This is a genomic window from Acidithiobacillus sp. M4-SHS-6 (assembly GCF_047421495.1).
Classification (GTDB): Bacteria; Pseudomonadota; Gammaproteobacteria; order Acidithiobacillales; family Acidithiobacillaceae; genus Acidithiobacillus.
Genome location: NZ_CP175559.1, coordinates 2810874 through 2835415, shown reverse-complemented (window position 1 = coordinate 2835415; position 24542 = coordinate 2810874). Strand labels below are relative to the sequence as shown.

Here is a 24542-nt window from a genome sequence, read left to right as displayed (position 1 = left end):
ACTTCTTGCGAATGGAGAAAAGTTTTGTTGCCAGAAAGTGCCAAGCCTTACTTGTTGAATGGTATTTATCAGTGGTGTATCGACCAGGGGCTTACGCCGTATATCCTGGTGGTGGTGGCCTATCCGGGAGTCTCTGTGCCCAGTGGCTATGCCAAGGATGGACGGATGATACTGGATATCTCACCCCGAGCCTGTCACAATCTCAGCATGGCCGATGGCTGGATTTGCTTCAATGCGCGCTTTGGCGGAGTGGCGCGTAACGTGGATGTGCCGATGGCGGCAGTGGCGGCTATTTATGCGGCCGAAACCCAGGAAGGGATGGGTTTTGCCGAGCCGGAAATTCCTGAAGCCCCACCTCCGGGAACCGATCCCGTCGGGCGCGAAGGATCTGGCCCTGAAACGCCGGAAAAGTCGGGAAAACCCTCACTGCGCGTGGTTAAGTGAAAATCCCGTCAAGCCTTCTGGGCCTTATGTTGTGTTTGTGTGCCAACGCCGCGCAAGCCAATATTTATGCGTATACAGGTAGTGATGGGGTCATCCATCTGACCAATGTCCCTGCCGGTAACCGTCAGTACCATTTGGTCATGCGTACACCCAAAATGCCGGTGGCGGTGGCACGCGCGGATTTTAACCCGGTGGCCAAGCAGCAATATCAGTCCCTTATTCGTTCAGCGGCCAGCCGTTACGGGGTCAGCCCGGCCTTGGTGAACGCCGTTATTTCTGCTGAATCCGGTTATAACGCCGGGGCGGTTTCTCCCAAGGGCGCAATGGGACTCATGCAATTGATCCCCGCCACTGCCACACGTTTTGGCGTTGCCAATGCCTTCAATCCTGCGGAAAATATCCATGGGGGAACGGCATATCTGGCTTATTTACTGCAGAAATTCAGTGGTGATCTGAAACTGGCCATCGCTGCCTACAATGCCGGTTCCAACGCCGTCATCCAGGCGGGTTACCACATTCCCCCCTTTGCGGAAACCCAGGCCTATGTGCCACGGGTATTGGCTTATTATCAACGCTATCTGGATGGTAGCACTCCAGGTCAGGTCACGACCTTGTCTTCTGCTGCATCGCCCATACCGGCACCCGCACCCGTTACTGCCTCTCCGCAACTGATTCAGGTATCCAGCCCGTAGTCTTGCAGTTTCTTGCGCAGGGTATTACGGTTGATACCCAGCCATTGCGCAGCCATACCTCGCTGCCCCGCACATTTCTTCAGGGTGTGGTCCAGCAAGGCCCGTTCTACCTGCTCAATGATCTGCGCGTGCAGGTTGTTGGGGGCTTCGCCATCCAAGTCCTCCACGTAGCGATCCACCATCATGATGACGCAGTCACTCAATGTCCTGAATTCTGTGCTCATGGTCTTGCGCCTCAGGGTTGGCTCAGGAGAGTGACCTGATAACCGGCGGCGGCAAGCAATCGGGGGCTCTTGATGACGAACGGCACGGGTCGGTGGGACAGGAATCCGGATGCCGCATTTTCTGGATGGGGCAGATAGTCGTTGGCCTTGAACTGCAGATGGGCAATGGGTGCCCCATAGACATTGCTCAAGGTGACCTGAATGACCGGATAGGCCTGCACGTGGCCAGCCAGATTTTCCATTTTTCCGGTAATTTCAGCGCGCTGGTTTCCCAGGGGGATAACATGGCTATGGACAATACGCATTTCCTTATTGGGTCCGGGCCAGGCAATGGACATACCCAAGGCGTTGGCACCACGGATCATGGCCTGGCGTATGGGCGCGCTGTTGGCGGCGTAACTGTAAGCGCCGGTCGACCAGAGAATTTGCCCGATCAAGGCCAAAAGCAACAGGAAAATAATCAGCAGGAGCAAATAACGTCCCAGACGCTGACCCAGATGGAGACCCGCAGTGCGGGTTTCGCTGTCCATGTCCACGTGAAAGATCTGCTGGCAGACGCTGCATTTGACCTGGTCATGATGATCATGCAGAGCCTTGGGATCAACGCTGAAGGTGGTCTCACAACGGGGGCAGGTTATTTCCATGTTCTCAGTCTCCAGATTTGCGCTGACCATAGAGCAGTGACCAGTCTTCTTCGTGTTGCGGCGTGGTTAAATTGAAATGGGTGGCGTAGGCTTCCTGAATACGGGCTTCCTGGCTGTGGAGAATCCCGGAGAGCGCAATCCAGCCTCCGGGCTTGGTCAGGGCCGCAAGTGTGGTGGCGAGTTGCAGCAAGGGGCCTGCCAGAATGTTGGCGACCAGAATATCTGCCAAGGGCAGTGGACTTTGTTCAGGCAGGGACAGCTGGAGCTGCTCCGCAACCCCATTGCGTTCCGCATTGGCCAGCGCCACTTTCAGTGCCTGGGGATCAGTGTCGACGCCATAAGCGGTTTTTGCGCCCAAAAGCAAGGCGGCAATCGCCAGAATGCCGGAACCACAGCCATAATCGATGACGCATTCTCCGCCACGAATGCGGCTTTCAAGAAAATGCAGGCAGCGCGAAGTGGTCGGGTGGGCACCAGTACCGAAAGCTTGTCCGGGATCGAGCTGCAGTTCGTAAAGCGCATCCTGGGGAGCTTGATCCCAACTGGGCACGACCCAGAGTTTTCCGAACTGCCGGGCTGGAAACCGCGCCTGGGTGTTGGCTACCCAATCCTGATCGGCCACAGCCTGCACGGAAGCCCCATAATGGTGCCAACCGGCACTTTCAATCAGCGCATGCAAGTAGGCTTCTCCATGAACATCAGCCGCAAACAGAGCCTGACAATGACTGTTTTCCCAGAGTTCCCCCGCCACGAACAGGGCTTCGCGGGCATCCTGTTCCAAAAAGGAAATGGCCTCGGCGCCCGCTTCCAGTAGCTGCGCTTCAATGGCTGCTGCGGCCTCCACCGGCACCTGCAGATCCAATTGCCACCAGGCGCTATTCATAGGGCGAGCAGCGCCTCCAGATAGTGGATGTTGACCTCACCTGCTGCATATTGGGCTTCTTCCAGAATGCGGCGATGCAGCAGGAGGTTGGTCTGGATTCCTTCGATGCTGGTCTCCCGCAGGGCACTGCGCATGCGCAGCTGGGCTTCCTCCCGGTCATTGCCATGGGCGATGATTTTGCCAATCATGGAATCATAATATGGGGGCACCCGATAACCGGCATAAATATGACTGTCCACCCGGATACCGGGGCCGCCGGGCGGATGCCAGGCCGTAATTTGTCCGGGAGAAGGGGTGAAGCGATCGGGATCCTCGGCATTGATGCGGCACTCGATGGCATGCCCACGCAGATGAATGTCATCCTGCCGGACCGGGAGGGGTTTTCCTGCCGCAATCAGAATCTGGGCCTTGACGATATCCATCCCGGTGATCATTTCTGTGACGGGATGCTCCACCTGTATCCGGGTGTTCATCTCGATGAAATAGAAGGTTTGGCTTCCGGGATCGTACAGAAATTCAAAGGTCCCGGCGCCGATATAGCCCATATCGGCACAGGCCTTGACCACCGCCGCACCAATTTCGGCGCGCTGTTTTGTGCTGATGCCGGGAGCGGGAGCTTCTTCAATGACTTTCTGGTGACGACGTTGTACGGAACAGTCCCGTTCACCCAGGTGGACGCAATGGCCGTAGACATCACAGAGCACTTGGAATTCAATATGGCGGGGTGTTTCCAGAAATTTTTCCATGTATAGGGTCGGGTTGCCGAAAGCTTTGCCGGCTTCTGCCCTGGTCAGGTTGGCCGCATTGATCAGGTGCGCTTCGGTGTGAACGACCCGCATGCCGCGTCCACCACCCCCTCCAGCGGCCTTGAGAATGACCGGATAACCGATGTCCTTCGCCAGTTTTTTGAGAGCGTCGTTGTCATCTGGCAGGGGGCCATCGGATCCGGGAACGCAGGGCACCCCGGCTTTTTTCATGACGGTTTTGGCGGCGATTTTGTCACCCATCAGGCGAATGGTTTCGGCGCGAGGGCCAATAAAAGCAAAGCCGCTGTTTTCCACTCTCTCGGCAAAATCGGCGTTTTCCGACAAGAAACCATAGCCGGGATGGATGGCTTCGGCATCGGTGACTTCCGCTGCCGCAATCACCGCTGGCACATTCAGATAACTTTGATCGCTGGGAGCGGGTCCAATACAGACGGATTCGTCGGCCAGTTTGACATGCATCAGGTCGCGATCGGGTTCGGAATGGACGGCTACCGTTCGAATACCCAACTCACGGCAGGCACGTTGTATCCGCAGAGCAATTTCGCCCCGGTTGGCAATGAGGATCTTCTCAAACATTTCAATCCTCTGGAGCAATGATAAAGAGGGGTTCGCCGTACTCTACAGGCTGCCCGTTACTGGCCAGCACCTTGATGATTTTGCCGGCGACATCGGCTTCGATTTCGTTCAGCAATTTCATGGCTTCGATAATGCAGAGGGTTTGCCCGGCCTTGACGACGCTGCCTTCCTCGACAAAAGGAACGGCTTCCGGTGAGGAGGCCCGATAGAAAGTGCCGACCATGGGCGATTTGATCATGTAACCTTGTGGGGCGCTTTCTGGAACAGGGGCCGCAGCGGGGGGCTGAATGTTTTCCGGGGCCGCGGCCGGAAGCGGCGCGGGTTGGGCGTGATAGGTGACGGTTTGCGGCGCGACGGGGACGGCATGTCGGGTAATGCGGACCTTGCTTTCACCTTCAACAACTTCAATTTCGTCAATGGCACTTTTTTCGAGTAATTCGGCAAGGCGACGAATAAATTGGATATCCATGCTTTTCCTTATAATGAGGGGTTCAGTCAGGGCGTGAAACACGCCGGTAAATGGCTTCCAGAGCGAGGAAATAACCGTCGGCACCCAATCCCGCAATCACCCCCTGGGCAATATCGGAAAAGTAGGAATGCTGGCGGAAGGATTCCCGCGCATGAATGTTGGACAAATGCACTTCAATGAATGGAATGGCCACAGCACTCAGGGCGTCGCGCAGGGCCACGCTGGTGTGGGTAAATGCGGCGGGGTTGATGATGATGTCCGTGACTCCCTGAGTGAGGGCTAATTGCACGGCATCGACGAGTTGATGTTCGGCATTACTTTGCAGGCTGTTGAGGGTCCAGCCCCAGTTGCTGGCCATGGCTGACAGTCTGGCGTCGATCTCGGCCAGAGTGCTTCGACCATAGTGATCCGGTTCACGCTGACCCAGAAGGTTCAGGTTCGGTCCGTGCAGTACCAGTATATGAGGAATAGAGACAGCCATGGCTTCCGCGTAACAGCAAGAATAAGCGAAAGTCTGCCGCAAATGCGCCGATAAATCTAGGTCGTGCTGTGGCCCAGCAGTCACAGCCGGCCCTTTCAGGCATCGCCCCCCGCGTTGATTTGCCGTAGAATGCCTCCATTCATTATGATGGCATCCTTTATTGGCAGTGAAGGCCGTCTTGGTAATTTGCTGGAAACCTATTGATTGATGATGCCGGAGAGAGGTGGCTTGGCCATGTTATACCCTGAATTGTTTAAATCCCTGGAGGCCGCGCGTTGGAATATGGCGACTGATATTCCCTGGGATCAGTTTGATCGGAGCCTGGTGAGCGAAGAGCAGTTACGCACGATCAAGATGAATGCCGTGACTGAGTGGTCGGCGCTCCCGGCCACGGAAATGTTCCTGCGCGATAACCGGGATGACTCGGATTTTTCGGCCTTCATGTCCATCTGGTTTTATGAGGAGCAGAAGCACGCCCTGGTCCTGATGGAGTATCTGCGACGCTTTGCTCCGGAATATCTTCCGACCGAAGAAGAGTTGCACAATGTGCGCTTTGAATTCGATCCCGCCCCGGCCATGGAAACCCTGATGCTCCATTTTTGCGGGGAAATCCGTTTGACCCACTGGTACAAATGCGCTGCCCAATGGCATAGCGAACCGGTCATCCGCGCCATTTACGAAGTGCTTTCCAAGGATGAGGCGCGGCACGCGGGTATTTATCTGAAATACATGCGGCGGGCCATTGAACGTCTGGGGGATTCGGCACGTCTGGCTTTTGCCAAAATCGGGGTCTTGATGGCCAGCACCAAGACCGCCAAGGCATTGCATCCGACCAATTTGCATGTCAACAAAAAGATGTATCCCGAGGATAGTGTGCAAAGTCACTTGCCGGATCCTGGCTGGCTGGAACAATGGCTGGATACCCAGATTCATTTTGATCCCATCTGGGAGGGCAAGGTGATCAATGGCATTTTGCGTAATCTTTCCGCCCTCCTCGGGATTCCCATCCAGAGCGTCAAGGATTTGAGCCGTTATCGCAAGGCCATGGCCAGTGCGGAGCGTAATCCTTCCGGACATCTGGCTGCCGGCTGATTGGAGGATGTCGTTTGATCAGCGTGTTGCCGAGTCGGGAACATTGTCGGCCGGGTCAGGCGCCGCCACTGCGCTGACCCGGGATCTTTTTTAGTCAGCCTGGCGGCGCAGAAAAGCCGGGATGTCCAGGTCGGAAAAGTCCTGTATGCCAGCACTGTTGCCGCGGTTGTTGACACTGGCGGGGGCGGCGCGTTCCCCGTGGCGCATACCCACGGGGATGTCGAGATTGCGCCAGTCGGAGGGAGTGCTCGGATTGGCGGGATTCGCCGCACCACGACCCCGGATATTCTCCACGGCCAGGCGGACAGGCTCGCGCTGCAAGCCGGTGGCCACCACGGTGACCCGCAATTCTCCATCCAGATCGGGGTCCAGCACCGTGCCGACTTTCACATTGGCGTCATCAGCCGCATAGCCGCGAATCAGTTCACCCACTTCCTGGAATTCACCCAGGGTCAGATCCGTACCTGCCGTGATATTGACGAGAATGCCCCGGGCACCGGAAAGGTTGATGTCGTCCAGAAGCGGGCTGGAGGCGGCGCGGGTGGCGGCATCCCGGGCGCGGTTCTCGCCCTTGCCACTGGCCGCACCCATCATGGCCAGTCCCATGCCGGACATGACGGTGCGAACATCGGCAAAATCCAGGTTCATCAGACCGGGACGGGTGACCAGTTCGGAGATGCCCTGGACCGCCCCCAGCAGAATGTTGTCGGCAGCCTGATAGGCATCCTTGAGACTGATGGCGGTGCCGAGCACGGCCAGCAGTTTTTCATTGGGGATAATGACCAGGGAGTCCACATGCTGGGACAGCTCATCAATGCCGGAAAGGGCATGTTGCTGACGTTTCTTGCCTTCAAAGTTGAAAGGCTTGGTGACCACGCCGACGGTCAGAATCCCCATGTCCCGGGCAATGGCAGCGACGACTGGCGCCGCGCCGGTGCCGGTTCCGCCGCCCATGCCGGTGGTGATGAACACCATATCGGCTTTTTCGAGGGCGGCACGAATATCATCGCGGCCTTCTTCCGCCGCCTTGCGGCCCACTTCCGGATCGGCTCCCGCACCCAGCCCCCGGGTAATCTGGGCACCGAGCTGAATGGTGCGGCTTGCCTGGGAGCTGCGCAGCGCCTGGGCATCGGTATTGGCCGTGATGAATTCCACCCCTTCCAGACCTGCGCCACACATGTTGTTGATGGCGTTACCGCCACCGCCACCGACCCCGATGACCTTGATGACGGCGCCTTCCTGTTCGCATTCGTTCAATTCAAACATGATGATTCTCCTGGTTCGTTAAAAAATAGAGGTTCTGCTGGGAAAGACGATCAACCGAAACTGGTCTGGACCCAGTTGCGCATTTTCCGGAAAACACTCCCAAAACTGGTGTCCATACCGGCGTGGCCTTGACTGAGATCTTCATAAGCGGCCTTGGGCTGGGCTGTTGCTGATTCGCTTTGCCCGGCGGACTGATTATGTAATCCATACATGACCAAGCCTACACCGGTAGCGTGACCAGGCACTCGGACCACGTTTTCCATGCCCGGCAAATGCATGGGTTCACCAACGCGCACCGGCAGATGGAGGATTTCTTCGGCCAACTCGGCAATCCCTTCCAGACGGCTGGAGCCGCCGGTGATGACCACCCCGGCGGCGATCATGTCTTCGTAGCCCGTCCGCCGCAGTTCGGCCTGGATCAGTTCGAACAGTTCCTTGATGCGGGGCTCGATGATGTCCCCGAGAATCCGCCGGGAGATGGTACGGGGCGGGCGGGTGCCGACGCTGGGCACGGCGATTTCGTCATCCTGCTCGATCAGGTCGCCAAGGGCGCAGCCATAGAGTTTCTTGATTTGTTCGGCTTCCACCGGCGGGGTGCGCAGGCCGAGGGCAATATCATTGGTAACCTGATCCCCGGCGATGGGAATCACGGCGGTGTGGCGAACGGCACCATCCCGGAAAATGGCGATGTCCGTGGTGCCACCGCCAATATCCACCAGACAAACGCCCAATTCCTTTTCGTCGGAGGTCAACACGGCATCGGCGGAGGCCAGTTGTTCGAGGACCAGATCCTGGACCTGCAACCCGCAGCGTTCCACACATTTGGCAATATTCTGGGCGGCACTGACCGCACCGGTCACAATATGCACCCGAGCTTCCAGGCGGACACCAGACATGCCGATCGGTTCGCGGACTCCCTCCTGGCTGTCGATCATGAATTCCTGGGGCAGGATGTGGATGACATTCTGGTCCTGGGGAATCACGATGGCGCGGGCGGCATCCATGACCCGACCCACGTCCTCATTGCTGACTTCCTTGTTCTTGATGGCGACGATGCCGTGGCTGTTGTATCCGCGGATGTGCCCGCCGGCAATGCCGACCACGGCACCATGGATTTGTACACCGGCCATGAGTTCTGCTTCCTGTACCGCACGGGTAATGGCCTGCACGGTGGATTCGATATCGACCACCACCCCTTTTTTCAAGCCACGGGAAGGGTGCTGACCGACGCCGATGATTTCCGCTTCACGGCCACCTTTGGCTTGGGCCACAATACAGGCGACCTTGGAAGTGCCAATATCCAGGCCGACGATGAGTTCCTGATGTCCACGTTTCATGTGCTTTCTCTCCTTCGGATCCGAGATCCGTTACTGACTGTTGACGGGGGTCGCTGAGGGCATGGCGACCGCAAAACCATTGGTATAGCGGAGATCCATGGTGGCTCCGGCAACCAGGTATTCCTTGACCTGGGGGACGATGGCCACCCAGCGTTTTAAAGCAGGGATCACATCCTCGCTGCCGAGCAGCAGACGGACGTGATTGCTGAGAATGCAGCGCCATCCGCCGCGCTGATCTTCCTCCAGGGAAATGACCTTCAGTCCCAGGGGCGCCACAATGGCGTTGAATTTGGCGAGCTGCGCCAGTAAATGACTGCCACTATGGGCGGGGCCGGCAATATTGGGGAGGCCGTTGGGAACCTGGGCCGGGGGGACGCTGAAAATCTGTCCCTGGGCATCGACCATTTGTCCGGCCCCGCCCAGCCAACGGGCGACCGGAGTGTAGGGTGTGATGCTGACCTGCAGGCGATCGGGCCAGACCCTGCGCACTTCGGCATCGGCCACCCAGGGCAGCTTGTCCAGAGACTGGCGAATCTGTTCCGGGCTAACCCAGAGAAAACCCTGAGCGGCATAGGGTTTCAGGACGCTGTTGATTTCTGCCAGGGGAATTCTGGTCGAGCTGCCGCTAATGGTCAGGGTGTTGATGGGCATCAGGGAGGGCTGACGAATCCATTGCCACCCTGCCCAGCCGCCCCAGGCGAGCAGACTGATGCCCAGGCTCCCCAGGAGCATCCGTCCGTAGAGTTTCCAGGGCAGGGGTTTGTGGACTTTGACAGGGGTCCTCCGTGGGGGTTGGGAGGCTTGTTTCAGAGTGGCCGCAGGCCGCTGGGGCTGTTGTCCGTGGCGATAATCACGCATGACACTAACCATGATTCACTCTCCTCCGCGCCGTGCGCAGTATGGTCTCGCATAATTCGGGGAAGCTCATGCCCACGGCCTTGGCTGCCATGGGTACGAGGCTATGACTGGTCATGCCGGGGACACTGTTGATTTCCAGAATGTGGATTTTCCCGGACTGGTCGATCATGAAGTCGACCCTGCCCCAATCCCTACCCCCCAGTTCGGCAAATGCCTTGAGCGCCAGTTCCTGTAATTCCGCATCCTTGCTGGCTCCTAGTCCGGAAGGCAGCAGATACCGGGTGTCGTCGGCCAGATACTTGGCATCGTAATCATAAAAAGCGTGACTGGTTTCGATCACGATGGGTGGCAGGGCTTGGCCATCGACAATGCCGACGGTCGCTTCGTGACCAATGACACCCGCTTCGCAGAGCACTTCATCTTCCAGCGCGAAAGCCTGGGTCAGAGCCGCGTCCATGTCATCCGGTCCATTCACCCGGCTGACGCCCAGACTGGAACCGCCATGATTGGGCTTGACATACAGCGGCCATTCCCACCCCTCCTCCCGTTCAGGAAGATGCTCACCGGGGCGCAACAGGATGCCCTGGGTCACCGGCAGTCCAGCCGCTTTCCAGATCTGTTTGGAGCGCCATTTATCCATGGCCAGCGCCGTACTGAGTACCCCGCTGCCGGTATAGGGAATGTTGAGGGTTTCCAGCACGGCCTGGAGAAGGCCATCTTCACCGATGGCGCCATGGCAGACATTGAAGGCAAAATCGATCTGCGCATCCTGCAACTGTTGCTGCAGTCGGGCGGGCTCGATATCTATGCCCAGCACTTCCATGCCGGTGCTGCGCAGGGCGCCAAGAACGGCCTCGGCACTGATCAGCGATACTTCGCGTTCGCCGGAGGGGCCACCGTAGAGCACGGCTACACGGAGGGAATCAAGCATGTTTGGCCTCCCCGAGAATGCGCATCTCCGCTTGCAAGGTGATGCCGAATTGCTGTTGTACCTGGGCCTGTACTTCTGCAAGCAGCGCTTCGATATCCACGGCCCGGGCATGCCCCCGGTTGATGATGAAATTGGCATGCTGGCTGCTGACTTCCGCTTCTCCCCGGACACATCCCTTCAAGCCGGCTGCTTCAATCAGGCGGGCCGCATGATCGCCGGGCGGATTACGAAACACCGAGCCGCAACTGGGCCATTCCAGGGGCTGGGTCGCCGCACGCTTTTCCTGCCAGTCGCGCAGCCGCTGCATTACCTGATCCCTGGCTTCGGGAATCAGACGCAGCCCCGCGGCGATGAAACAGGCATCTCCATGACCCTTGACCTCCCGGTAGCCGATCTGGAAATCCTGGGGAGAAAGACGCTGGATTTCGCCATGAGGATGGATGACTTCCACCCATTCCACCAGGCTCCAGGTATCCCCACCGTGGGCACCGGCATTCATGCTCAGACAACCCCCGAGTGTCCCCGGAATCCCGGCCAGGAACTCCGCGCCGGCAAGCCCGGCCTTTGCCGCAAAATGGGCAATTTTTACCGCGCCGGCACCGGCGCCGACCCGGAGCAGCGTGTTTTCTTCGCGAATGATCTGATCCAGGCTATGGGCGAGGCAGATGGTCGTGCCGCGCAATCCGCCATCGCGGACCAGTACATTGCTGCCCAGCCCCAGCCAGGTGAGGGGGGGGACGGCAAAGTGCCGTAAAAATCCCTGCAGATCTTCCAGGGTGCCAGGCAGGTAGAAGCGGTCAGCCGGACCGCCCACCCGCCAACTGGTATGGCGTTGCATGGGTTCGCCGAGGCGCAGGCGGCCACCGATGGCGGGTATCCTGCTGGCCGCCATCATAGGGTTTCCTCTGCAAATACTTCGGTCCATTGGCTGGCCAGGCGGGCAATGCTGCCCGCACCCATGGTCAGCAATACCGCGTGAGCAGGCAGTAAAGGACGAATCTGTGCCGGTGCCGTCAGCAGATCCGGCAGATAGTGCACGGTTGCTCCCTGGGCACGCATGGCCTCACTCAGTGCCTGACTACTGATCCCCGGTAAAGCCTTTTCACCGGCGCCGTAAATATCCGTGAGAATGACCTGATCGGCGCGGGCCAGACTCTGCACAAAATCAGCGAACAGCGCCTGGGTACGACTGTAACGATGGGGTTGAAAGGCGACTACCAAGGGGCGATCAGGCCACACGGCCCGGGCGGCGGCAATGGTGGCACTCAGTTCTCGGGGATGATGACCATAATCGTCCACAATGGTGATGTCGGCAAATTCCCCCACCTGCTCGAAGCGGCGGCCTACGCCACGAAAATCGGCCAGGGCACTATGGATGATGTGTTCTGGCACGCCGACCTTGCTGGCAATGCCAATGGCGGCAAGGGCGTTGAGTACATTATGTTGCCCGGGAATGCCCAGTTCCACATCCAGCCAGTGGACGTAGTCACTGTCCATGCGGCGCCAGACTTCAAAATGACTGCCTATGCCCTTAACGGTGACCTGGCGAGCCTGCAGGTCCACGTCGGCACCAAAGCCGTAGCGCAAAACGGGGGTGCGCAATTCCGGGATCAGTCCGGCGACCATGGGTTCGTCCGTGCAAAGCACCGCGAGGCCATAAAAGGGCAAACGCTGCAGAAACTGCAGAAAGGCCGAGCGGAGATTATCGAGATTGTCTCCGTAGGTTTCCATGTGGTCGGCATCAATGTTGGTGACCACCGCCATGACTGGCGCCAGATAGAGGAAGGATGCATCGGACTCATCCGCTTCGGCGACGAGATATTCACCGCTACCCAGGGCGGCGTGGGTGCCGGCACTTTTCAAACGCCCGCCAATCACAAAAGTGGGATCCAGACCGGCTGCTCCGAGAATGCTGGCGACCAGACTGGTGGTGGTGGTTTTTCCGTGGGTTCCGGCAATGGCGATGCCCTGTTTGAAGCGCATCAGTTCGGCCAGCATTTCGGCACGCCGAATCACCGGGATACGCAATTCCCTTGCGGCCTGGACTTCTGGATTGCCTTCCGGGATGGCCGAGGAAATCACCACGACATCGGCACCGCGCACATTGGCGGCTTCGTGGCCGCTGAAAATACAGGCCCCCAGATCGGTGAGGCGCAGGGTCGAACTGCCGGGCTGCAAATCCGAGCCAGACACGGCATAGCCGAGGTTCAGGAGGACTTCGGCGATGCCGCGCATGCCGCTGCCGCCAATCCCCACCATATGAATCTGTCGGACCCAGTTACGCATGCTTTTCTCCTTCCGGGCGCATACAGATTCGGGCTACGGCAGCAGCAGCGTCGCCCCGGCTGCGTCGTCGAGCCGCTTCAGCCCAGCGCAGGCGTAATGCCGGGTCGCTGAGCAGGGAGCCTAAAATATCCCGGAGCTCCTGAGCATGGAGATTTTCCTGACGGAGCATCCGTGCGGCTCCCGCCGCTTCGAGAAAGCGGGCGTTGGCCGCCTGGTGATCATCAACGGCAAAGGGAAAAGGCACCAAAATGGCCCCCAGTCCTGCTGCCGCCAACTCCGCTACCGTCGCCGCTCCGGCGCGGCAGAGGGCCAGATCTGCCCAGCCCAACGCGGCGCTCATGTCCTCGATGAAAGGTTCGACCCGGGCGTCAATGCCTGCCGCAGTATATTCGCAGCGGGTGCTTTCGAGATGATCCTTGCCGGTCTGATGCCAGATTTGCGGACGTTGTTCCGCAGGCATGGCGGCAATGGCGGCGACGCTGACGCTGTTCAGTGCCTTGGCTCCTTGGCTGCCGCCCATGATCAACAAACGTGGGGGGCCATGATGCCCGGCAAAGCGCTCGGCGGGAGCGGGCAGATCGCGGATGTTGCTGCGCACCGGATTGCCGACCCATTCTCCCCGGGGTAAGCGGGTTTCTGGAAAACCCAGAAAAACATGTTTGGCCAAAGGCGCCAGCAGGCGATTACTCAGTCCGGCGATGGCATTTTGTTCGTGCAGGCAGAGCGGGCGGCCCATGCTCCAGGCGGCGAGTCCTACCGGTGCGGTCACATAGCCGCCCATGCCCAGCACTTGCCGGCTGTCGGTCTGCTGGATGATTTTACGGGCCTGTAGGACCGCCTTGCCAACCTGCCAGGGCGCACCTAGCCAGCGTCCCGGACCTTTCCCCCGTACTCCCTGCATCTCGATGATATGCAAGGGATAGCCACGCTCTGGCACCAGCCGCGCTTCCATGCCGGCACTGGTGCCTGCAAAGGCCACTTCCACGCCCTGATCGCGCAGCACATCGGCGACGGCGAGGGCCGGGAACACATGCCCCCCGGTACCTCCTGCGGCAATGAGTACACGCTCAGCCATGCTGCGCCCCCTGTTGCCCAAGGGGCTCGGTTTTGGCGGTGGAAACGGCGGGGTAACGCCGGCTGACCCCAAGTACCACACCCAGTGCGGCGCAGAGGAAAACCAGGGCGCTACCGCCATAGCTGATCAGCGGCAGGGCGAAACCCTTGGTGGGCAGGGCACCCAGGTTGACGCCCATGGACATGACCGCTTCGCCCCCGAACCAGGTCAGGGTGCCATAGCAGAACAACGCAAAAAAGGCGTCTCCAGCGGCTGCGGCGCGTCGACCGATGCGATAAATCCGCCAGCACGCCACGCTGTAGAATATGGCCAGCGCCCATACCCCGATCATGCCCAGTTCTTCGCCGATGACGGCCAGAATGAAATCGGTATAGGATTCCGGCAGGTAGAAATATTTCATGATGCCGTCGCCCAATCCCACGCCAAAAATCCCGCCCCGACCAAAGGCAATGAGGGACTGTACCAGCTGGAATCCCGCGCCATAGGGATCTGCCCAAGGATTCTGGAAGGCGGTGATGCGGGCCAGGCGGTAGGGGGCAGAAACGGCGAAAATCCCGAGAATGCTTCCGGATAGGATCCCAGCAAACAGTACATAGCGAATGGGGAGTCCTCCCAGAAAGAGGATAACGCCGGTGAGAAGTACAACCACCGCAAACGATCCAAAATCGGGTTGAAGCATGAGCAGCAAACCGAGCAGGCCGAGTACCACGAAAATCGGCCAGAGGCCTTCCTTGAATTTTCCCAGCAGTTCGCCTTTGCGCACCACGTAGCGGGCGAGGAATAACAACAGGGCAAATTTCAGCAGCTCGGAGGGCTGCAGGCGCACAATGATGAAATTGATCCAGCGATGGGAACCATTCACGGAAACGCCGATGACCGGTAAAAACACCATCATCAAGGCCACCAGGGAAATCCCCATGAGGGGGAAGGTCATTCGTTCCCAGAAATCGAGATCAATGCGACTGAAGTAATACAGTACGGCAGCGGCCAAGATCACATAGAGGCCCTGACGTTCGGCAAAGAAAAACGGATTGCCGGTTTCATGCTGGGCAATGGGGGCGCTGGCGGAATACACCATGATCAGCCCGAAACCCAGCAGGATGAGAATAATCCACCACAAGACCGTATCTGCCGGTCCGTTTTCCGCCAGCCACCAGCTCGGACGCTTCATTGCGTACCTCCCGACAGTGCCCGGACAGCGGCGGCGAACTGCTGGCCCCGGTCCTGGTAATCCCGAAACATGTCCGTACTGGCGCAGGCCGGTGAAAGGAGTACCTGATCGCCCGGTAGGGCTCTGGACGCGGCCTTCTGAACCGCATCACGCATGTCGTTGGCGTGCTCGACAGGCACAATGCCGTTTAGCAGTCGGGCGATTTCGTCGGCATCCTTGCCGAGCACAACGGCTGCCCGTTGCTTGCGACAGGCTTCCTGCAATGGACTGAGATCCGCCCCCTTGGCATCGCCCCCCAGAATCATGACCAAGGGGCCGGGCAAGCCGCCCATGGCTTTCAGGGTCGCACCGAGATTGGTGCCCTTGGAATCATCGTAATACTGAACGCCCTGATATTCGGCGACCCAGGCCAGACGGTGGGGCAGGCCGGGATATGTCCGTAATACCTGCTGCACCGCCGTCAGGGGAAATTGTGCCGCCTGGGCAAGCAGTGCTGCGGCCAGGGCGTTTTCGACATTATGCCCGCCGCGCATGCGCAACTCCGCCACCGGGAGCAGCGGCCCAGAATGGCGCAGGGTCAGATATTCCTGATCCACATAGGCATCGCTTGACCGATCCTGCAGGCCGAAAAAGCGGATTTCCACAGCTTGCCCTACCTGACGAGGCAGGCTGGCGGTAAAAGGGTCGTCGGCATTCAAAACCAGGATGTCGCCCTGCCCCATCTGCTGAAAAATGCGGCATTTGGCGGCGCCATACTGCTGGTAGTCGCCGTGCCAGTCCAGATGATCGGGGCTGAGATTCAGAATGCCGGCCACCCGGGGCCGAAAAGTACTGCAGGCATCCAGCTGAAAGCTGGAAAGCTCCAGAATGTACCATTCCGGTTCGGGACCGTTCTCGGGTAACAGTTCCAGCGCCGGGGTACCCAGATTGCCGCCAGTACCGACTCGCAGTCCTGCGGCCTGGGCCATCTCGCTGACCAGGGTGGTCACCGTACTTTTACCATTACTGCCGGTGATGGCCATGATCGGGGCCTGGGCCAGGCGTCCGAACAATTCCACATCGCCCATCACCGGAATGCCGGCCTGCCGGGCCTTGTGCAGGGCGGGAAGGCTGGGGGCAATGCCGGGACTGAGGAGCAACAGATCACTGTCCAGGAGCAGGTTTTCCGGGAGGGGTCCAAAATGGAAAGGCACAGCGGGGTATTGCTGGCGCAGGGCGTCGGCATTATCCAGCAGGCGGGTGTCGGCCACCTGACACTGTCCCCCAAGGCGCAGGGTCGTGCGCAGCAGGGATTGGCCGGTTTTGCCGAAGCCGAGGATGAATACCTTTTGCTGGTCGAGTTTCATGTCAGCGTATCTTCAGGCTGGAAAGGCCAATCAGTACGAGGATCACGGTAATGATCCAGAAGCGCACCGCCACACGCGGTTCCGGCCAGCCTTTTTTTTCAAAATGGTGGTGAATGGGAGCCATGCGAAATACCCGTTTGCCCGTCAACTTGAACGAGGCAACCTGAATCATCACCGACAGGGTTTCCATGACAAAAACGCCGCCCATGATGACCAGCACCAGTTCCTGGCGGGCGATGATGGCGACAATGGCCAGTGCCGCGCCCAGTGCCAGCGCCCCGGTATCTCCCATGAAGACTTCGGCCGGATAGGTGTTGAACCAGAGAAAGCCGAGTCCGGCGCCGACCAGGGCTCCGCAGAAAATCAGCATCTGGCCGGAGCCTGGAACCCAGGGCAGATCCAGATAGTGGGCGAAAACGGCGTTGCCTGAAACGTAGGTAAATATTCCCAGCGCCGCCGCCACCATGATGGTGGGGACGATGGCCAGTCCGTCCAGTCCATCGGTCAGATTGACGGCATTGGAGGTGCCGACGATGACAAAATAGCTGAAGATAATAAAGCCAAAGCCCAAGGGAATCAGGATATGGGGAACAAATGGAATGATCAGACTGGTTTCCACGGACTTGCTGGCCAGCCCGTACAGTACGCCGGCTGCGGCCAGGGCAAAGAGGGATTGCAGTCCATATTTGGCCCGTGCCGAAAGTCCCTTGGTATTCTGACGGCGCAATTTGCGCCAATCATCGACAAAGCCGATGCCCCCAAAAGCCAGGGTGGTGATGATGGCCACCCAGACCAAGGGGTTGCGCAAGTCTGACCAGAGCAGGGTGGTAATGATGACCACCAGCAGAATCAAGGCGCCACCCATGGTGGGTGTGCCCTGCTTGCTGAAGTGACTTTCTGGTCCATCATGACGCACCATCTGGCCGATCTTGTAATAGCGCAAACGGGCAATGAAAAAGGGACCGACCACCAGGGAGAGCACCAGAGCGGTCAGAATGGCCAGCACCCCGCGCAGGGTCAGGTACTGGAACACGTAAAAACCGTGGTAGACCTGGCCAAGTTGCATGAACAGGGCGTACAGCATCAGGCTTCTCCTGCCGCTAGTGCCTGCACGACCCGCTCCATGTGCGCGGCCCTGGATCCTTTGATCAGTAGCACCGTTTCCGGGTTCAGCCGGGATTGCAGTGCGGCAAGCAGAGGATCCATTTCCAGGAAATGTTCAGCATCCGGCGCAAAGGCTGCAGCGGTTTCAGCGGCTAACGGACCCAGTCCATAAAAGGCATCAATGCCTAACTGGCGGGCCAGAACGCCTGCCTGACGATGATAGAGAGCGGCGTCCGGACCCAGCTCCCCCATGTCGCCGAGGACGAGAATGCGCTGACCGGATTGGGCTGCCAGAACGCGCAATGCGGCTTCCAGGGAGGCGGGGTTGGCATTGTAGGTGTCATCGAGAAGACGACTGCCAACCAGACCCGGACGCCATTGCAAACGGCCGGGAACCACCTGTAAACCGGCCACGGCACGCTGAATCTGGGCAATATCCACATCCAGGGCGAGTGCGGCCGTGACAGCAGCCAGGACATTGGCGCCATTATGCTTGCCGGGCAAGGGCACTTCGAGGGTGAATGCCCCTTGGGGGGCACGGACATCTAGTTGCTGATAAATGCCCGAACTAGCCTGCCACTGTCCCTGCACTCGGCCCGGGCGATTGTTCAGGCTAAATCGCCAGATTTCTCCCGGCGCTTTTTCTGCCCAGAAGTCCGCATAGGCATCATCCCCATTGAGAATGGCGATGCCGTGCTTGTCCAGTCCCGAGAGAATTTCTCCCTTGGCCGCCGCAACAGCCGCCACGCTCCCCAGCCCGGCGAGATGGGCTGGCCCGGCATTATTGATCAATGCCAGGGTGGGTTTGGCGAGGCCGCTGAGCAGCGTCAGTTCCCCGGCATGATTCATGCCCATTTCCAGCACGGCATAGCGATGTTCTGCACCCAGTCTCGCCAGGGTCAGGGGCACGCCCAGGTGATTGTTTTGGTTTCCCTGGGTGGACAGCACCGGCCCGCGCTCGCTGAGGATGGCGGTCAATACTTCCTTGACCGTGGTTTTGCCGCAGGAGCCGGTAATCGCCACGAGGGGGAGGCTGAAGCGCTGCCGCCACTGCTGGGCCAGCTTCTGGAAGGCGATCAGGACATCTTCGACCACTACCCCAGGTGCTTCCACCCGACGATTGCAGAGCACCGCGCCGGCTCCCTGGGCGAAGGCCGCCGAGACGAAATCGGCAGCATCAAAGTGCTCTCCGGCGAGGGCCACAAACAGTTTGCCCAGCATGGGGTGACGACTGTCTGTGGCGACGCCGTGAATTTCGTCCTTTCCCTGGCTGCCCGGCAGCAATTTGCCACCGGTAATGCGGGCGATATCGTTGAGAGAGTAGCGGATCATGAGCTGAGTGCCTCCATGGCCACCTGCTGATCCTGAAACGGGAATTTTTGCCCCTGGATTTCCTGGGTACGTTCATGACCTTTGCCAGCAATCAATACCCAGTCGCCGATTTCGGCCTGACGAATGGCTGTATGGATAGCGGTTGCCCGTTCATGAATGATTTCGGCGGCAGCCGGATCTTGCATGCCTGCCAGAATGTCCTGAACGATGCTTGCGGGATTTTCGCTCCGGGGATTATCGTCACTAATAATGACGTGATCGGCAAAGCGTTCGGCTACCGCGCCCATTTCCGGACGTTTACCCCGATCCCGATCCCCACCACAGCCGAATACCAGATGGATTTTTCCCTTGGCGATGGCGCGGAGGTCTTTCAGCACCCGTTCGAGCGCATCCGGGGTATGGGCATAATCGATCATCACCTGAGCCTTGTCCGGTTCTGGAGTCAGGCGTTGGTAGCGGCCTTCCGGTAGATCCAACTGGCGCACCTGCGCTTCAGTGACGGTCCAGCCCAGTCCCTCTGCAGTAGCCAGGGCCGCCAGTAAATTTTGGACGTTACAGTCGCCAATGAGCGGACTCCGCCATTGTTGCGTGCCCTTTGCGCTATTTACGGTCAACAGGGTGCCACTGGCTCCACAGTGAAGTTCTTGCACCTGGAAATCGCAAGGAGATTTTCCGAAGCCGATTATTTGTACTCGAGGATCCAACTGTTGAGCCAGTACTTCGGAAAAAGGCTCATCCCGATTCAAAACCGCCAGTTGCAATTCCGGAAAGCGAAACAGGCGGGCCTTGGCCGCGCCGTATTGCCGCATGTCTCCGTGAAAATCCAGATGATCACGACTGAGATTGGTAAATACCGCCACCTGGAAGGGCACGGCCGCTACCCGGCCCAGGGCCAGGGCATGAGAAGAGACCTCCAGCGCAATGACTTTGGCACCCTGATCGCGGAGCAGAGCCAGGGTTTCCCACAGGCGGACGACTTCGGGGGTGGTGTTGGCATGGGGAACGAGGGCGTTGACCGGACCATAGCCCAAGGTCCCCATGAGCATGGCGGGTTGCGGTGCCAATTCGGCAATCAGGCGGGTCACACTGCTTTTGCCGTTGGTACCTGTCACGCCGATCAACACCGGTGCTTGTTTTTCATCCCATTGATGCCAGCGGCGCAAGGCGTGGCCGAGCTTTTCGCGGAGATCGGCGCTTTGCCAGCAGGGATGAGCATTTTCTTGCGGAATCATGGCGTTCTGATCGGCTTCCAGCACTGCGGCAGCGGCGCCCGCCTGCCAAGCCTGAGCTAAAAACTGATCGGCATCCCCATGACGGTTGCGTAATCCCACATAAAGCATGCCGGGTTGCAGGCGGCGGGTATCCGTTTCGATACCCGTCACGGTCAGTTCTGCCAGCGCGTTAGGCAGATCATCGAACAGTCGGGACAGTTTTTCAGTGCGCGGCATCACCCGCTCCTTCCGCCCAACGCTGGGTTTCGGTCGCTGACGCCTGGCGGAGTGCCATCGCATCGTTCAAAAGTGCTGGATCCGGTTGAATGCCCATACCTTGCAAGGCGGCGGCCATGGTCACCCGAAATACCGGGGCGGCTACGACCCCGCCATAACGCCAGCCCTGGGTAGGATCGCGCACGACCACAGCCATGACCAGTCGAGGGTGCTGGGCAGGAGCAAAGCCGACAAAAGTGGTGTTGACCTGATTTTTATGGAAACCGCCTTTGCCGTTGGCCATGATGGAGGTGCCTGTTTTGCCGGCCACACTGTAGCCAGGAATGCTGGCCAGAAAGCCGGTACCCCCCGGACTGGTGACGCCGCCCAGCCACCGGGTCAGGCGGGCGGCGGTGGCGGCGGACATGATCTGCACCCCTTTTGTGGCCGGATTTTCCTGACGAATCAGGGTCGGCGCTACATATACTCCATGGTTGGCAATGGCCCCATAGGCTGCCGCCAGTTGCAGGGGAGTGACGGACAGGCCATATCCGTAAGCCATCGCAGCCCTGCGGGCAATATCCCAACCCTGCCAGGCGGGCAGCATGCCGGGGTTTTCTCCCGGAAGCCCAAGCCCGCTGCTTTGTCCAAAACCGGCCTGATGGAGCAGGTGAAAAAGATCGGCCGGAGCGGTGCGCAGGGAAATTTTTGCCGCTCCGATGTTGCTGGAATACTTGAGCACCTGGGCCAGATCCAGGTTGTTGTGCCGGACATCATCCTGAATGCAGAAGTGGGCCACCCGAAAACAGTTGGTATTGACGTTGAAAGTGGTGTCGGGTCGGATGCTATGGTCGTCCAGCGCTGCCGCAATGGTGAAGGGTTTCATGACCGAGCCCGGTTCGAAGGTATCGGCAACGGCACGATTGTTGTAAAGATCCGCCTGGTAGTCGCTGCGATCATTGGGGTTGAAAGCCGGATAGCTGACCATGGCCAGTATTTCACCGCTTTGCACATCCATCAGCACTGCCGCTCCCGAGCGGGCCTGAAAACGCTGCACTGCCGAGGCCAGGCTGGTGTAAGCCACATACTGGAGATGGCGATCGATGCTCAGGGTCAGGGCTTTACCAGGCCGGGCGGAACGCGTAGGACCACGTAAGCCCAGAGGATGGCCGAAATTGTCGCGCAATCCGGTTTCCTCTCCGGCCTTGCCCTTCAACCATTGATTATAAGTCAGTTCCAGACCTTCGATACCGCTGCCATCGACATTGATAAAGCCGATGAGAGGGGCCGCGATGCTACCGGCAGGATAATAACGACGATTCTCGTTGAGACTGTGCAGGCCGGGAACCCGCAGCGCCATGATTTTTTCAGCGCGTTCGGGGGCAATCTGGCGGGCAATAAAGGCAAAATGGCTGCCGCCATTGTGGACGCGGGCTTGGAGTTCGTTGACACTGATGCCCAGATCAGCAGCGACTTGCGGCCATTGCTGTCGGCTGAATACTTGTGGATCCACCCAGAGGGTCTTGACCGGGACGGACAAGGCCAGAGGCTTGCCATTCCGGTCAAAAATAGGACCGCGTTGTACCGGCAGTGGGAAATGGCGCAAATAGCGTTGGGCGCCCTGGTCGCGCAAAAAGCGACCTTGCTCCACCTGCGCGCGCCAGGACTGAACCATGATCGCTGCGAAGGCGAGGGTCACGGTTGCCCACAGAGCTGTCGCCCGCCACGCCGGTAAAGCGCGGACGGGGATATTTGCCGGAGGGACAGAGATCGGATTCACGGGGCTTTCACCATGACAATCTGGTTGGTTTTCGGCGCGCTCAAGCCCAGTTTTTGCCGGGCAATATTCCCAACCCGGGCATTGGAGGCGAGGGTGGCCTGTTCCAGCTGCAGTTGTCCCCAGCGATTATCCAGGGCGAAATGCTTGGCCTGCGCTTCCTGCAGGGCGATGAACTGGCTGCGGGTGTTTTCCCGAGCCGCAACAATGCCCATCAGGGTGACCATGATGAGAATGGCCAGAATCATAGTGCTACGCCGCATGACGGTCACTCCTTTCGGCAACTCTGAGTACGGCTGAACGGGAACGGGGGTTCATCTGGACTTCTTCGGCGCTGGCCCGCAGGCTTTTGCCAATGGCCCGCCAGGGCAAGGGCGGGATTTCTGCCGCACGCAGTGGTAAATCGCTGCTGACCCGAAAATCGTCCGCCCGAAAAAACCGCTTCACCATGCGATCTTCCAGGGAATGAAAGCTGATAATGGCCAAACGTCCACCGGCCCGCAGCGCCGCCATGGCTTCGGGAAGAAAATGTTCCAGCTCTTCCAGTTCGTGATTGATAAAAATGCGAATGCCCTGAAAACTGCGGGTCGCCGGATTGAATCCCGGCTCATGACGGGGAACCACTGTGGCGATCAGTTCGGCCAGCTGGCCAGTGCGCTGCAGCGGAACCTGGGCACGCTGCTGGACGATTTTGCGGGCAATGGGGCGGGCGAAGTGCTCCTCACCGTAATTTTTCAGCACCAGGCTGATTTCCGTTTCGGACGCGCTGTTCAGCCATTCGGCAGCGCTGATGCCGCTGTCAGGATCCATGCGCATATCCAGGGGGCCGTCACGCAGAAAGCTGAAGCCGCGTTCCGCTTCATCGAGCTGGGGGGAAGACACGCCCAGATCGGCCAGAATGGCGTCCACACTGTCCCAGCCGAGACTTTGGAGCACGGCGCGAATCTCGCTGAAGCGGGCCTGGCGAATGACCACCCGGTCATCGTCGCCAAAACGGTTCTTGAGGGCGGTGATAGCGTTGGGATCCCGATCCAGAATCAGGAGCATGTCCTGACGCTGCAGTTTTTCCAGTAGTGCCGCGCTATGACCACCGCGTCCACCGGTGGCATCCACGCAGCGCCTTGCAGCTCCCGCGCCAAGGGCAGGCAGGAGCATGGCGACGCTTTCTTGCAGGAGAACGGTGACGTGCGATCCGGGAGCTGGCGTATTCACAGGACGAGATCCCCCAGGCTGGCAAAACCCTCGTTGTCGCTGAGGCTGTTTTCCTGGTAACGATCCCAGCATTGGGCGTCCCAGATCTCGAATTTGTTGATCTGGCCGACGACCACCAGTTCCTTGTCGATTTCCGCGAAACGGCGCAAGTTGGGTGAGAGCAGGATGCGGGCCTGGCTGTCGAGGCGCATTTCTTCCGATTGACCGACGAACATTCGTTGGAATTGGCGAGCCTTGGGATTGTTGCTGGGCAGTTCGGCCACTTTGGCCTCTACTTTTTCCCAGGTAGGAAGGGGATAGGCCACCAGGCAATGTTCGCCAGGACGACTTTGCACGTCGATGGTCACCACTATCTGGCCATCACAATGGGCATTCAGCCAGTCGCGGAAACGTGCAGGAACGTTCATGCGCCCCTTGCTATCAAGATTGTGTCGATGCGTTCCCCTAAACATGCTGCATCCTTTCTCCAGAATCTTCCACATTCACCCACTTTCCCCCACAATGTGAAGACTAGAGGGGATGCCGCTTGCTGTCAAGGGTAAATATTGAATAATTACGGCATGTTAGCGCATGTTTATGAAGAGTTATAAAACACTTTAAAGGAATCATGTAATACAAGGATTATGCACCATAAAGTGATTTGATCCTGTGTTTCCGGGGAAGTCCGGCGGACTGTGCCTGGCGGATAAAACGGATTGTAATGCCATTTGAATCAAAAGCTTGTAAATAGGGTTCCGTGCCATTGCAAGATTTAGTGGCGGAATCGTTGAAAATGGGAGTGGGCCGATAAGCCGGGTTCTGTCGTGGACGACCATTCCTCTAGGCCTGCACTTGCGCGCAGGCTCCAGCAACCTACCCGCATGCACCGCGGGCCACGGTATCGCACGCCTATTTGGTCTTGCTCCAGGCGGGGTTTTCCCTGCCATTCCCGTCGCCGGAAATGCGGTGCGCTCTTACCGCACCTTTTCACCCTTACCGGCGCTTGCGCGCTTTGGCGGTATATTTTCTGTGGCACTTTCCGTAGGCTCGCGCCTCCCGGCCGTTAACCGGCGCCTTGCCCTGTGGAGCCCGGACTTTCCTCCCCGGATTGCTCCGCGGCGGTCGTCTGGCCCACTCCGAGGCGGATCATACGCGTTTTCAAACCATCT

Annotated in this window: 25 protein-coding genes and 1 other RNA gene; 3 read left to right on the top strand and 23 right to left on the bottom strand. The window is 58.8% G+C overall.

Annotated features, from left to right (window positions below):
• The first annotated feature begins 24 nt into the window (after positions 1–24).
• Together ACJU26_RS14765 and ACJU26_RS14760 are read left to right on the top strand one after the other, a co-directional pair.
• A complete protein-coding gene (locus tag ACJU26_RS14765; protein WP_414040356.1) occupies positions 25–444 on the top strand; it encodes a ClpXP protease specificity-enhancing factor in 420 nt (139 codons plus the stop codon).
• Positions 445–470: 26 nt separating this feature from the next.
• Positions 471–1136 carry a transglycosylase SLT domain-containing protein gene (locus tag ACJU26_RS14760; RefSeq protein WP_414040355.1) on the top strand — a complete coding sequence of 222 codons (666 nt, stop codon included), beginning with the start codon at positions 471–473 and terminating at the stop codon, positions 1134–1136.
• Here the strand turns inward: ACJU26_RS14760 and ACJU26_RS14755 are convergent.
• From ACJU26_RS14755 to aroQ, 6 genes are read right to left on the bottom strand one after another with little or no spacing between them, the layout of a single operon-like run.
• Positions 1118–1360, bottom strand: coding sequence for a helix-turn-helix domain-containing protein (locus ACJU26_RS14755; RefSeq protein ID WP_414040354.1), 243 nt, complete (start codon positions 1358–1360; stop codon positions 1118–1120). The genes ACJU26_RS14760 and ACJU26_RS14755 overlap by 19 nt on opposite strands.
• Positions 1361–1371: 11 nt before the next feature.
• Positions 1372–2004: a zinc-ribbon and DUF3426 domain-containing protein gene (locus ACJU26_RS14750; RefSeq protein WP_414040353.1), complete on the bottom strand. Its 633-nt coding sequence runs from the start codon at positions 2002–2004 to the stop codon at positions 1372–1374.
• Between the two features lie 4 nt (positions 2005–2008).
• The gene (prmA, locus tag ACJU26_RS14745; RefSeq protein WP_414040352.1) at positions 2009–2887 is read right to left on the bottom strand and encodes a 50S ribosomal protein L11 methyltransferase; all 879 of its coding nucleotides are present in this window, start codon (positions 2885–2887) and stop codon (positions 2009–2011) included.
• On the bottom strand, positions 2884–4230 hold the full coding sequence (accC, locus tag ACJU26_RS14740; RefSeq protein WP_414040351.1) for an acetyl-CoA carboxylase biotin carboxylase subunit: 1347 nt from the start codon (positions 4228–4230) through the stop codon (positions 2884–2886). Before accC ends, prmA begins: the two co-directional genes overlap by 4 nt.
• Position 4231: 1 nt before the next feature.
• Entirely contained in the window at positions 4232–4699 is a 468-nt protein-coding gene (gene accB / locus ACJU26_RS14735; RefSeq protein WP_414040350.1) for an acetyl-CoA carboxylase biotin carboxyl carrier protein, read from the bottom strand.
• Positions 4700–4721: 22 nt separating this feature from the next.
• A complete protein-coding gene (aroQ, locus tag ACJU26_RS14730) occupies positions 4722–5180 on the bottom strand; it encodes a type II 3-dehydroquinate dehydratase (protein WP_414040349.1) in 459 nt (152 codons plus the stop codon).
• A gap of 234 nt (positions 5181–5414) precedes the next feature.
• Here aroQ and ACJU26_RS14725 point away from each other — a divergent pair, with 234 nt between their 5' ends.
• Entirely contained in the window at positions 5415–6272 is an 858-nt protein-coding gene (locus ACJU26_RS14725; protein ID WP_414040348.1) for a diiron oxygenase, read from the top strand.
• A 90-nt stretch (positions 6273–6362) separates the two neighbouring features.
• On the opposite strand, the gene ftsZ is transcribed toward ACJU26_RS14725, so the two are convergent.
• The 17 genes from ftsZ to rnpB form a co-directional block, all read right to left on the bottom strand.
• Positions 6363–7538, bottom strand: a complete 1176-nt coding sequence (ftsZ, locus tag ACJU26_RS14720; protein ID WP_414040347.1) for a cell division protein FtsZ — start codon at positions 7536–7538, stop codon at positions 6363–6365.
• A gap of 50 nt (positions 7539–7588) precedes the next feature.
• Positions 7589–8875, bottom strand: coding sequence for a cell division protein FtsA (gene ftsA, locus ACJU26_RS14715; RefSeq protein ID WP_414040346.1), 1287 nt, complete (start codon positions 8873–8875; stop codon positions 7589–7591).
• Between the two features lie 30 nt (positions 8876–8905).
• Positions 8906–9745, bottom strand: a complete 840-nt coding sequence (locus ACJU26_RS14710; protein ID WP_414040345.1) for a cell division protein FtsQ/DivIB — start codon at positions 9743–9745, stop codon at positions 8906–8908.
• Positions 9738–10664, bottom strand: a complete 927-nt coding sequence (locus ACJU26_RS14705; RefSeq protein WP_414040344.1) for a D-alanine--D-alanine ligase family protein — start codon at positions 10662–10664, stop codon at positions 9738–9740. Before ACJU26_RS14705 ends, ACJU26_RS14710 begins: the two co-directional genes overlap by 8 nt.
• Positions 10657–11559, bottom strand: coding sequence for a UDP-N-acetylmuramate dehydrogenase (gene murB, locus ACJU26_RS14700; RefSeq protein WP_414040343.1), 903 nt, complete (start codon positions 11557–11559; stop codon positions 10657–10659). Before murB ends, ACJU26_RS14705 begins: the two co-directional genes overlap by 8 nt.
• Positions 11556–12950: a UDP-N-acetylmuramate--L-alanine ligase gene (gene murC, locus ACJU26_RS14695; RefSeq protein WP_414040342.1), complete on the bottom strand. Its 1395-nt coding sequence runs from the start codon at positions 12948–12950 to the stop codon at positions 11556–11558. Before murC ends, murB begins: the two co-directional genes overlap by 4 nt.
• Positions 12943–14025 carry an undecaprenyldiphospho-muramoylpentapeptide beta-N-acetylglucosaminyltransferase gene (gene murG / locus ACJU26_RS14690; protein WP_414040341.1) on the bottom strand — a complete coding sequence of 361 codons (1083 nt, stop codon included), beginning with the start codon at positions 14023–14025 and terminating at the stop codon, positions 12943–12945. Before murG ends, murC begins: the two co-directional genes overlap by 8 nt.
• Positions 14018–15196, bottom strand: a complete 1179-nt coding sequence (gene ftsW, locus ACJU26_RS14685; RefSeq protein WP_414040340.1) for a putative lipid II flippase FtsW — start codon at positions 15194–15196, stop codon at positions 14018–14020. Before ftsW ends, murG begins: the two co-directional genes overlap by 8 nt.
• Positions 15193–16542 (bottom strand): UDP-N-acetylmuramoyl-L-alanine--D-glutamate ligase, encoded by a 1350-nt coding sequence (gene murD, locus ACJU26_RS14680; protein WP_414040339.1) that lies wholly within the window; start codon positions 16540–16542, stop codon positions 15193–15195. The genes ftsW and murD overlap by 4 nt, the downstream gene beginning before the upstream one ends.
• Before the next feature lies 1 nt (position 16543).
• Complete coding sequence (gene mraY / locus ACJU26_RS14675) at positions 16544–17626, bottom strand: phospho-N-acetylmuramoyl-pentapeptide-transferase (protein ID WP_414040338.1); 1083 nt, start codon at positions 17624–17626, stop codon at positions 16544–16546.
• Positions 17626–18978: a UDP-N-acetylmuramoyl-tripeptide--D-alanyl-D-alanine ligase gene (locus ACJU26_RS14670; RefSeq protein ID WP_414040337.1), complete on the bottom strand. Its 1353-nt coding sequence runs from the start codon at positions 18976–18978 to the stop codon at positions 17626–17628. The genes mraY and ACJU26_RS14670 overlap by 1 nt, the downstream gene beginning before the upstream one ends.
• The gene (locus ACJU26_RS14665) at positions 18975–20426 is read right to left on the bottom strand and encodes a UDP-N-acetylmuramoyl-L-alanyl-D-glutamate--2,6-diaminopimelate ligase (RefSeq protein ID WP_414040336.1); all 1452 of its coding nucleotides are present in this window, start codon (positions 20424–20426) and stop codon (positions 18975–18977) included. The genes ACJU26_RS14670 and ACJU26_RS14665 overlap by 4 nt, the downstream gene beginning before the upstream one ends.
• Positions 20413–22185, bottom strand: a complete 1773-nt coding sequence (locus ACJU26_RS14660; protein ID WP_414040335.1) for a peptidoglycan D,D-transpeptidase FtsI family protein — start codon at positions 22183–22185, stop codon at positions 20413–20415. Before ACJU26_RS14660 ends, ACJU26_RS14665 begins: the two co-directional genes overlap by 14 nt.
• On the bottom strand, positions 22182–22445 hold the full coding sequence (gene ftsL, locus ACJU26_RS14655) for a cell division protein FtsL (protein WP_414040334.1): 264 nt from the start codon (positions 22443–22445) through the stop codon (positions 22182–22184). The genes ACJU26_RS14660 and ftsL overlap by 4 nt, the downstream gene beginning before the upstream one ends.
• The gene (gene rsmH / locus ACJU26_RS14650) at positions 22435–23394 is read right to left on the bottom strand and encodes a 16S rRNA (cytosine(1402)-N(4))-methyltransferase RsmH (protein ID WP_414040333.1); all 960 of its coding nucleotides are present in this window, start codon (positions 23392–23394) and stop codon (positions 22435–22437) included. Before rsmH ends, ftsL begins: the two co-directional genes overlap by 11 nt.
• Positions 23391–23846: a division/cell wall cluster transcriptional repressor MraZ gene (mraZ, locus tag ACJU26_RS14645; protein WP_215843043.1), complete on the bottom strand. Its 456-nt coding sequence runs from the start codon at positions 23844–23846 to the stop codon at positions 23391–23393. Before mraZ ends, rsmH begins: the two co-directional genes overlap by 4 nt.
• A 319-nt stretch (positions 23847–24165) precedes the next feature.
• Positions 24166–24511: RNase P RNA component class A (gene rnpB / locus ACJU26_RS14640), an RNA gene on the bottom strand.
• Between the last annotated feature and the right edge of the window lie 31 nt (positions 24512–24542).

Excerpts from the sequence above, each read along its gene's own strand:
- ftsL (WP_414040334.1), bottom strand. The coding sequence starts at position 22,445 with ATGCGGCGTAGCACTATGATTCTGGCCATTCTCATCATGGTCACCCTG.
- ftsA (WP_414040346.1), bottom strand. The coding sequence starts at position 8,875 with ATGAAACGTGGACATCAGGAACTCATCGTCGGCCTGGATATTGGCACT.
- prmA (WP_414040352.1), bottom strand. The coding sequence starts at position 2,887 with ATGAATAGCGCCTGGTGGCAATTGGATCTGCAGGTGCCGGTGGAGGCC.
- murC (WP_414040342.1), bottom strand. The coding sequence starts at position 12,950 with ATGCGTAACTGGGTCCGACAGATTCATATGGTGGGGATTGGCGGCAGC.
- ACJU26_RS14710 (WP_414040345.1), bottom strand. The coding sequence starts at position 9,745 with ATGGTTAGTGTCATGCGTGATTATCGCCACGGACAACAGCCCCAGCGG.
- murB (WP_414040343.1), bottom strand. The coding sequence starts at position 11,559 with ATGATGGCGGCCAGCAGGATACCCGCCATCGGTGGCCGCCTGCGCCTC.
- accC (WP_414040351.1), bottom strand. The coding sequence starts at position 4,230 with ATGTTTGAGAAGATCCTCATTGCCAACCGGGGCGAAATTGCTCTGCGG.
- ACJU26_RS14725 (WP_414040348.1), top strand. The coding sequence starts at position 5,415 with ATGTTATACCCTGAATTGTTTAAATCCCTGGAGGCCGCGCGTTGGAAT.
- ACJU26_RS14760 (WP_414040355.1), top strand. The coding sequence starts at position 471 with ATGTTGTGTTTGTGTGCCAACGCCGCGCAAGCCAATATTTATGCGTAT.
- accB (WP_414040350.1), bottom strand. The coding sequence starts at position 4,699 with ATGGATATCCAATTTATTCGTCGCCTTGCCGAATTACTCGAAAAAAGT.
- ftsW (WP_414040340.1), bottom strand. The coding sequence starts at position 15,196 with ATGAAGCGTCCGAGCTGGTGGCTGGCGGAAAACGGACCGGCAGATACG.
- mraZ (WP_215843043.1), bottom strand. The coding sequence starts at position 23,846 with ATGTTTAGGGGAACGCATCGACACAATCTTGATAGCAAGGGGCGCATG.
- murG (WP_414040341.1), bottom strand. The coding sequence starts at position 14,025 with ATGGCTGAGCGTGTACTCATTGCCGCAGGAGGTACCGGGGGGCATGTG.
- ftsZ (WP_414040347.1), bottom strand. The coding sequence starts at position 7,538 with ATGTTTGAATTGAACGAATGCGAACAGGAAGGCGCCGTCATCAAGGTC.
- mraY (WP_414040338.1), bottom strand. The coding sequence starts at position 17,626 with ATGCTGTACGCCCTGTTCATGCAACTTGGCCAGGTCTACCACGGTTTT.
- ACJU26_RS14750 (WP_414040353.1), bottom strand. The coding sequence starts at position 2,004 with ATGGAAATAACCTGCCCCCGTTGTGAGACCACCTTCAGCGTTGATCCC.
- ACJU26_RS14670 (WP_414040337.1), bottom strand. The coding sequence starts at position 18,978 with ATGATCCGCTACTCTCTCAACGATATCGCCCGCATTACCGGTGGCAAA.
- ACJU26_RS14755 (WP_414040354.1), bottom strand. The coding sequence starts at position 1,360 with ATGAGCACAGAATTCAGGACATTGAGTGACTGCGTCATCATGATGGTG.
- ACJU26_RS14665 (WP_414040336.1), bottom strand. The coding sequence starts at position 20,426 with ATGCCGCGCACTGAAAAACTGTCCCGACTGTTCGATGATCTGCCTAAC.
- ACJU26_RS14705 (WP_414040344.1), bottom strand. The coding sequence starts at position 10,664 with ATGCTTGATTCCCTCCGTGTAGCCGTGCTCTACGGTGGCCCCTCCGGC.
- murD (WP_414040339.1), bottom strand. The coding sequence starts at position 16,542 with ATGAAACTCGACCAGCAAAAGGTATTCATCCTCGGCTTCGGCAAAACC.
- aroQ (WP_414040349.1), bottom strand. The coding sequence starts at position 5,180 with ATGGCTGTCTCTATTCCTCATATACTGGTACTGCACGGACCGAACCTG.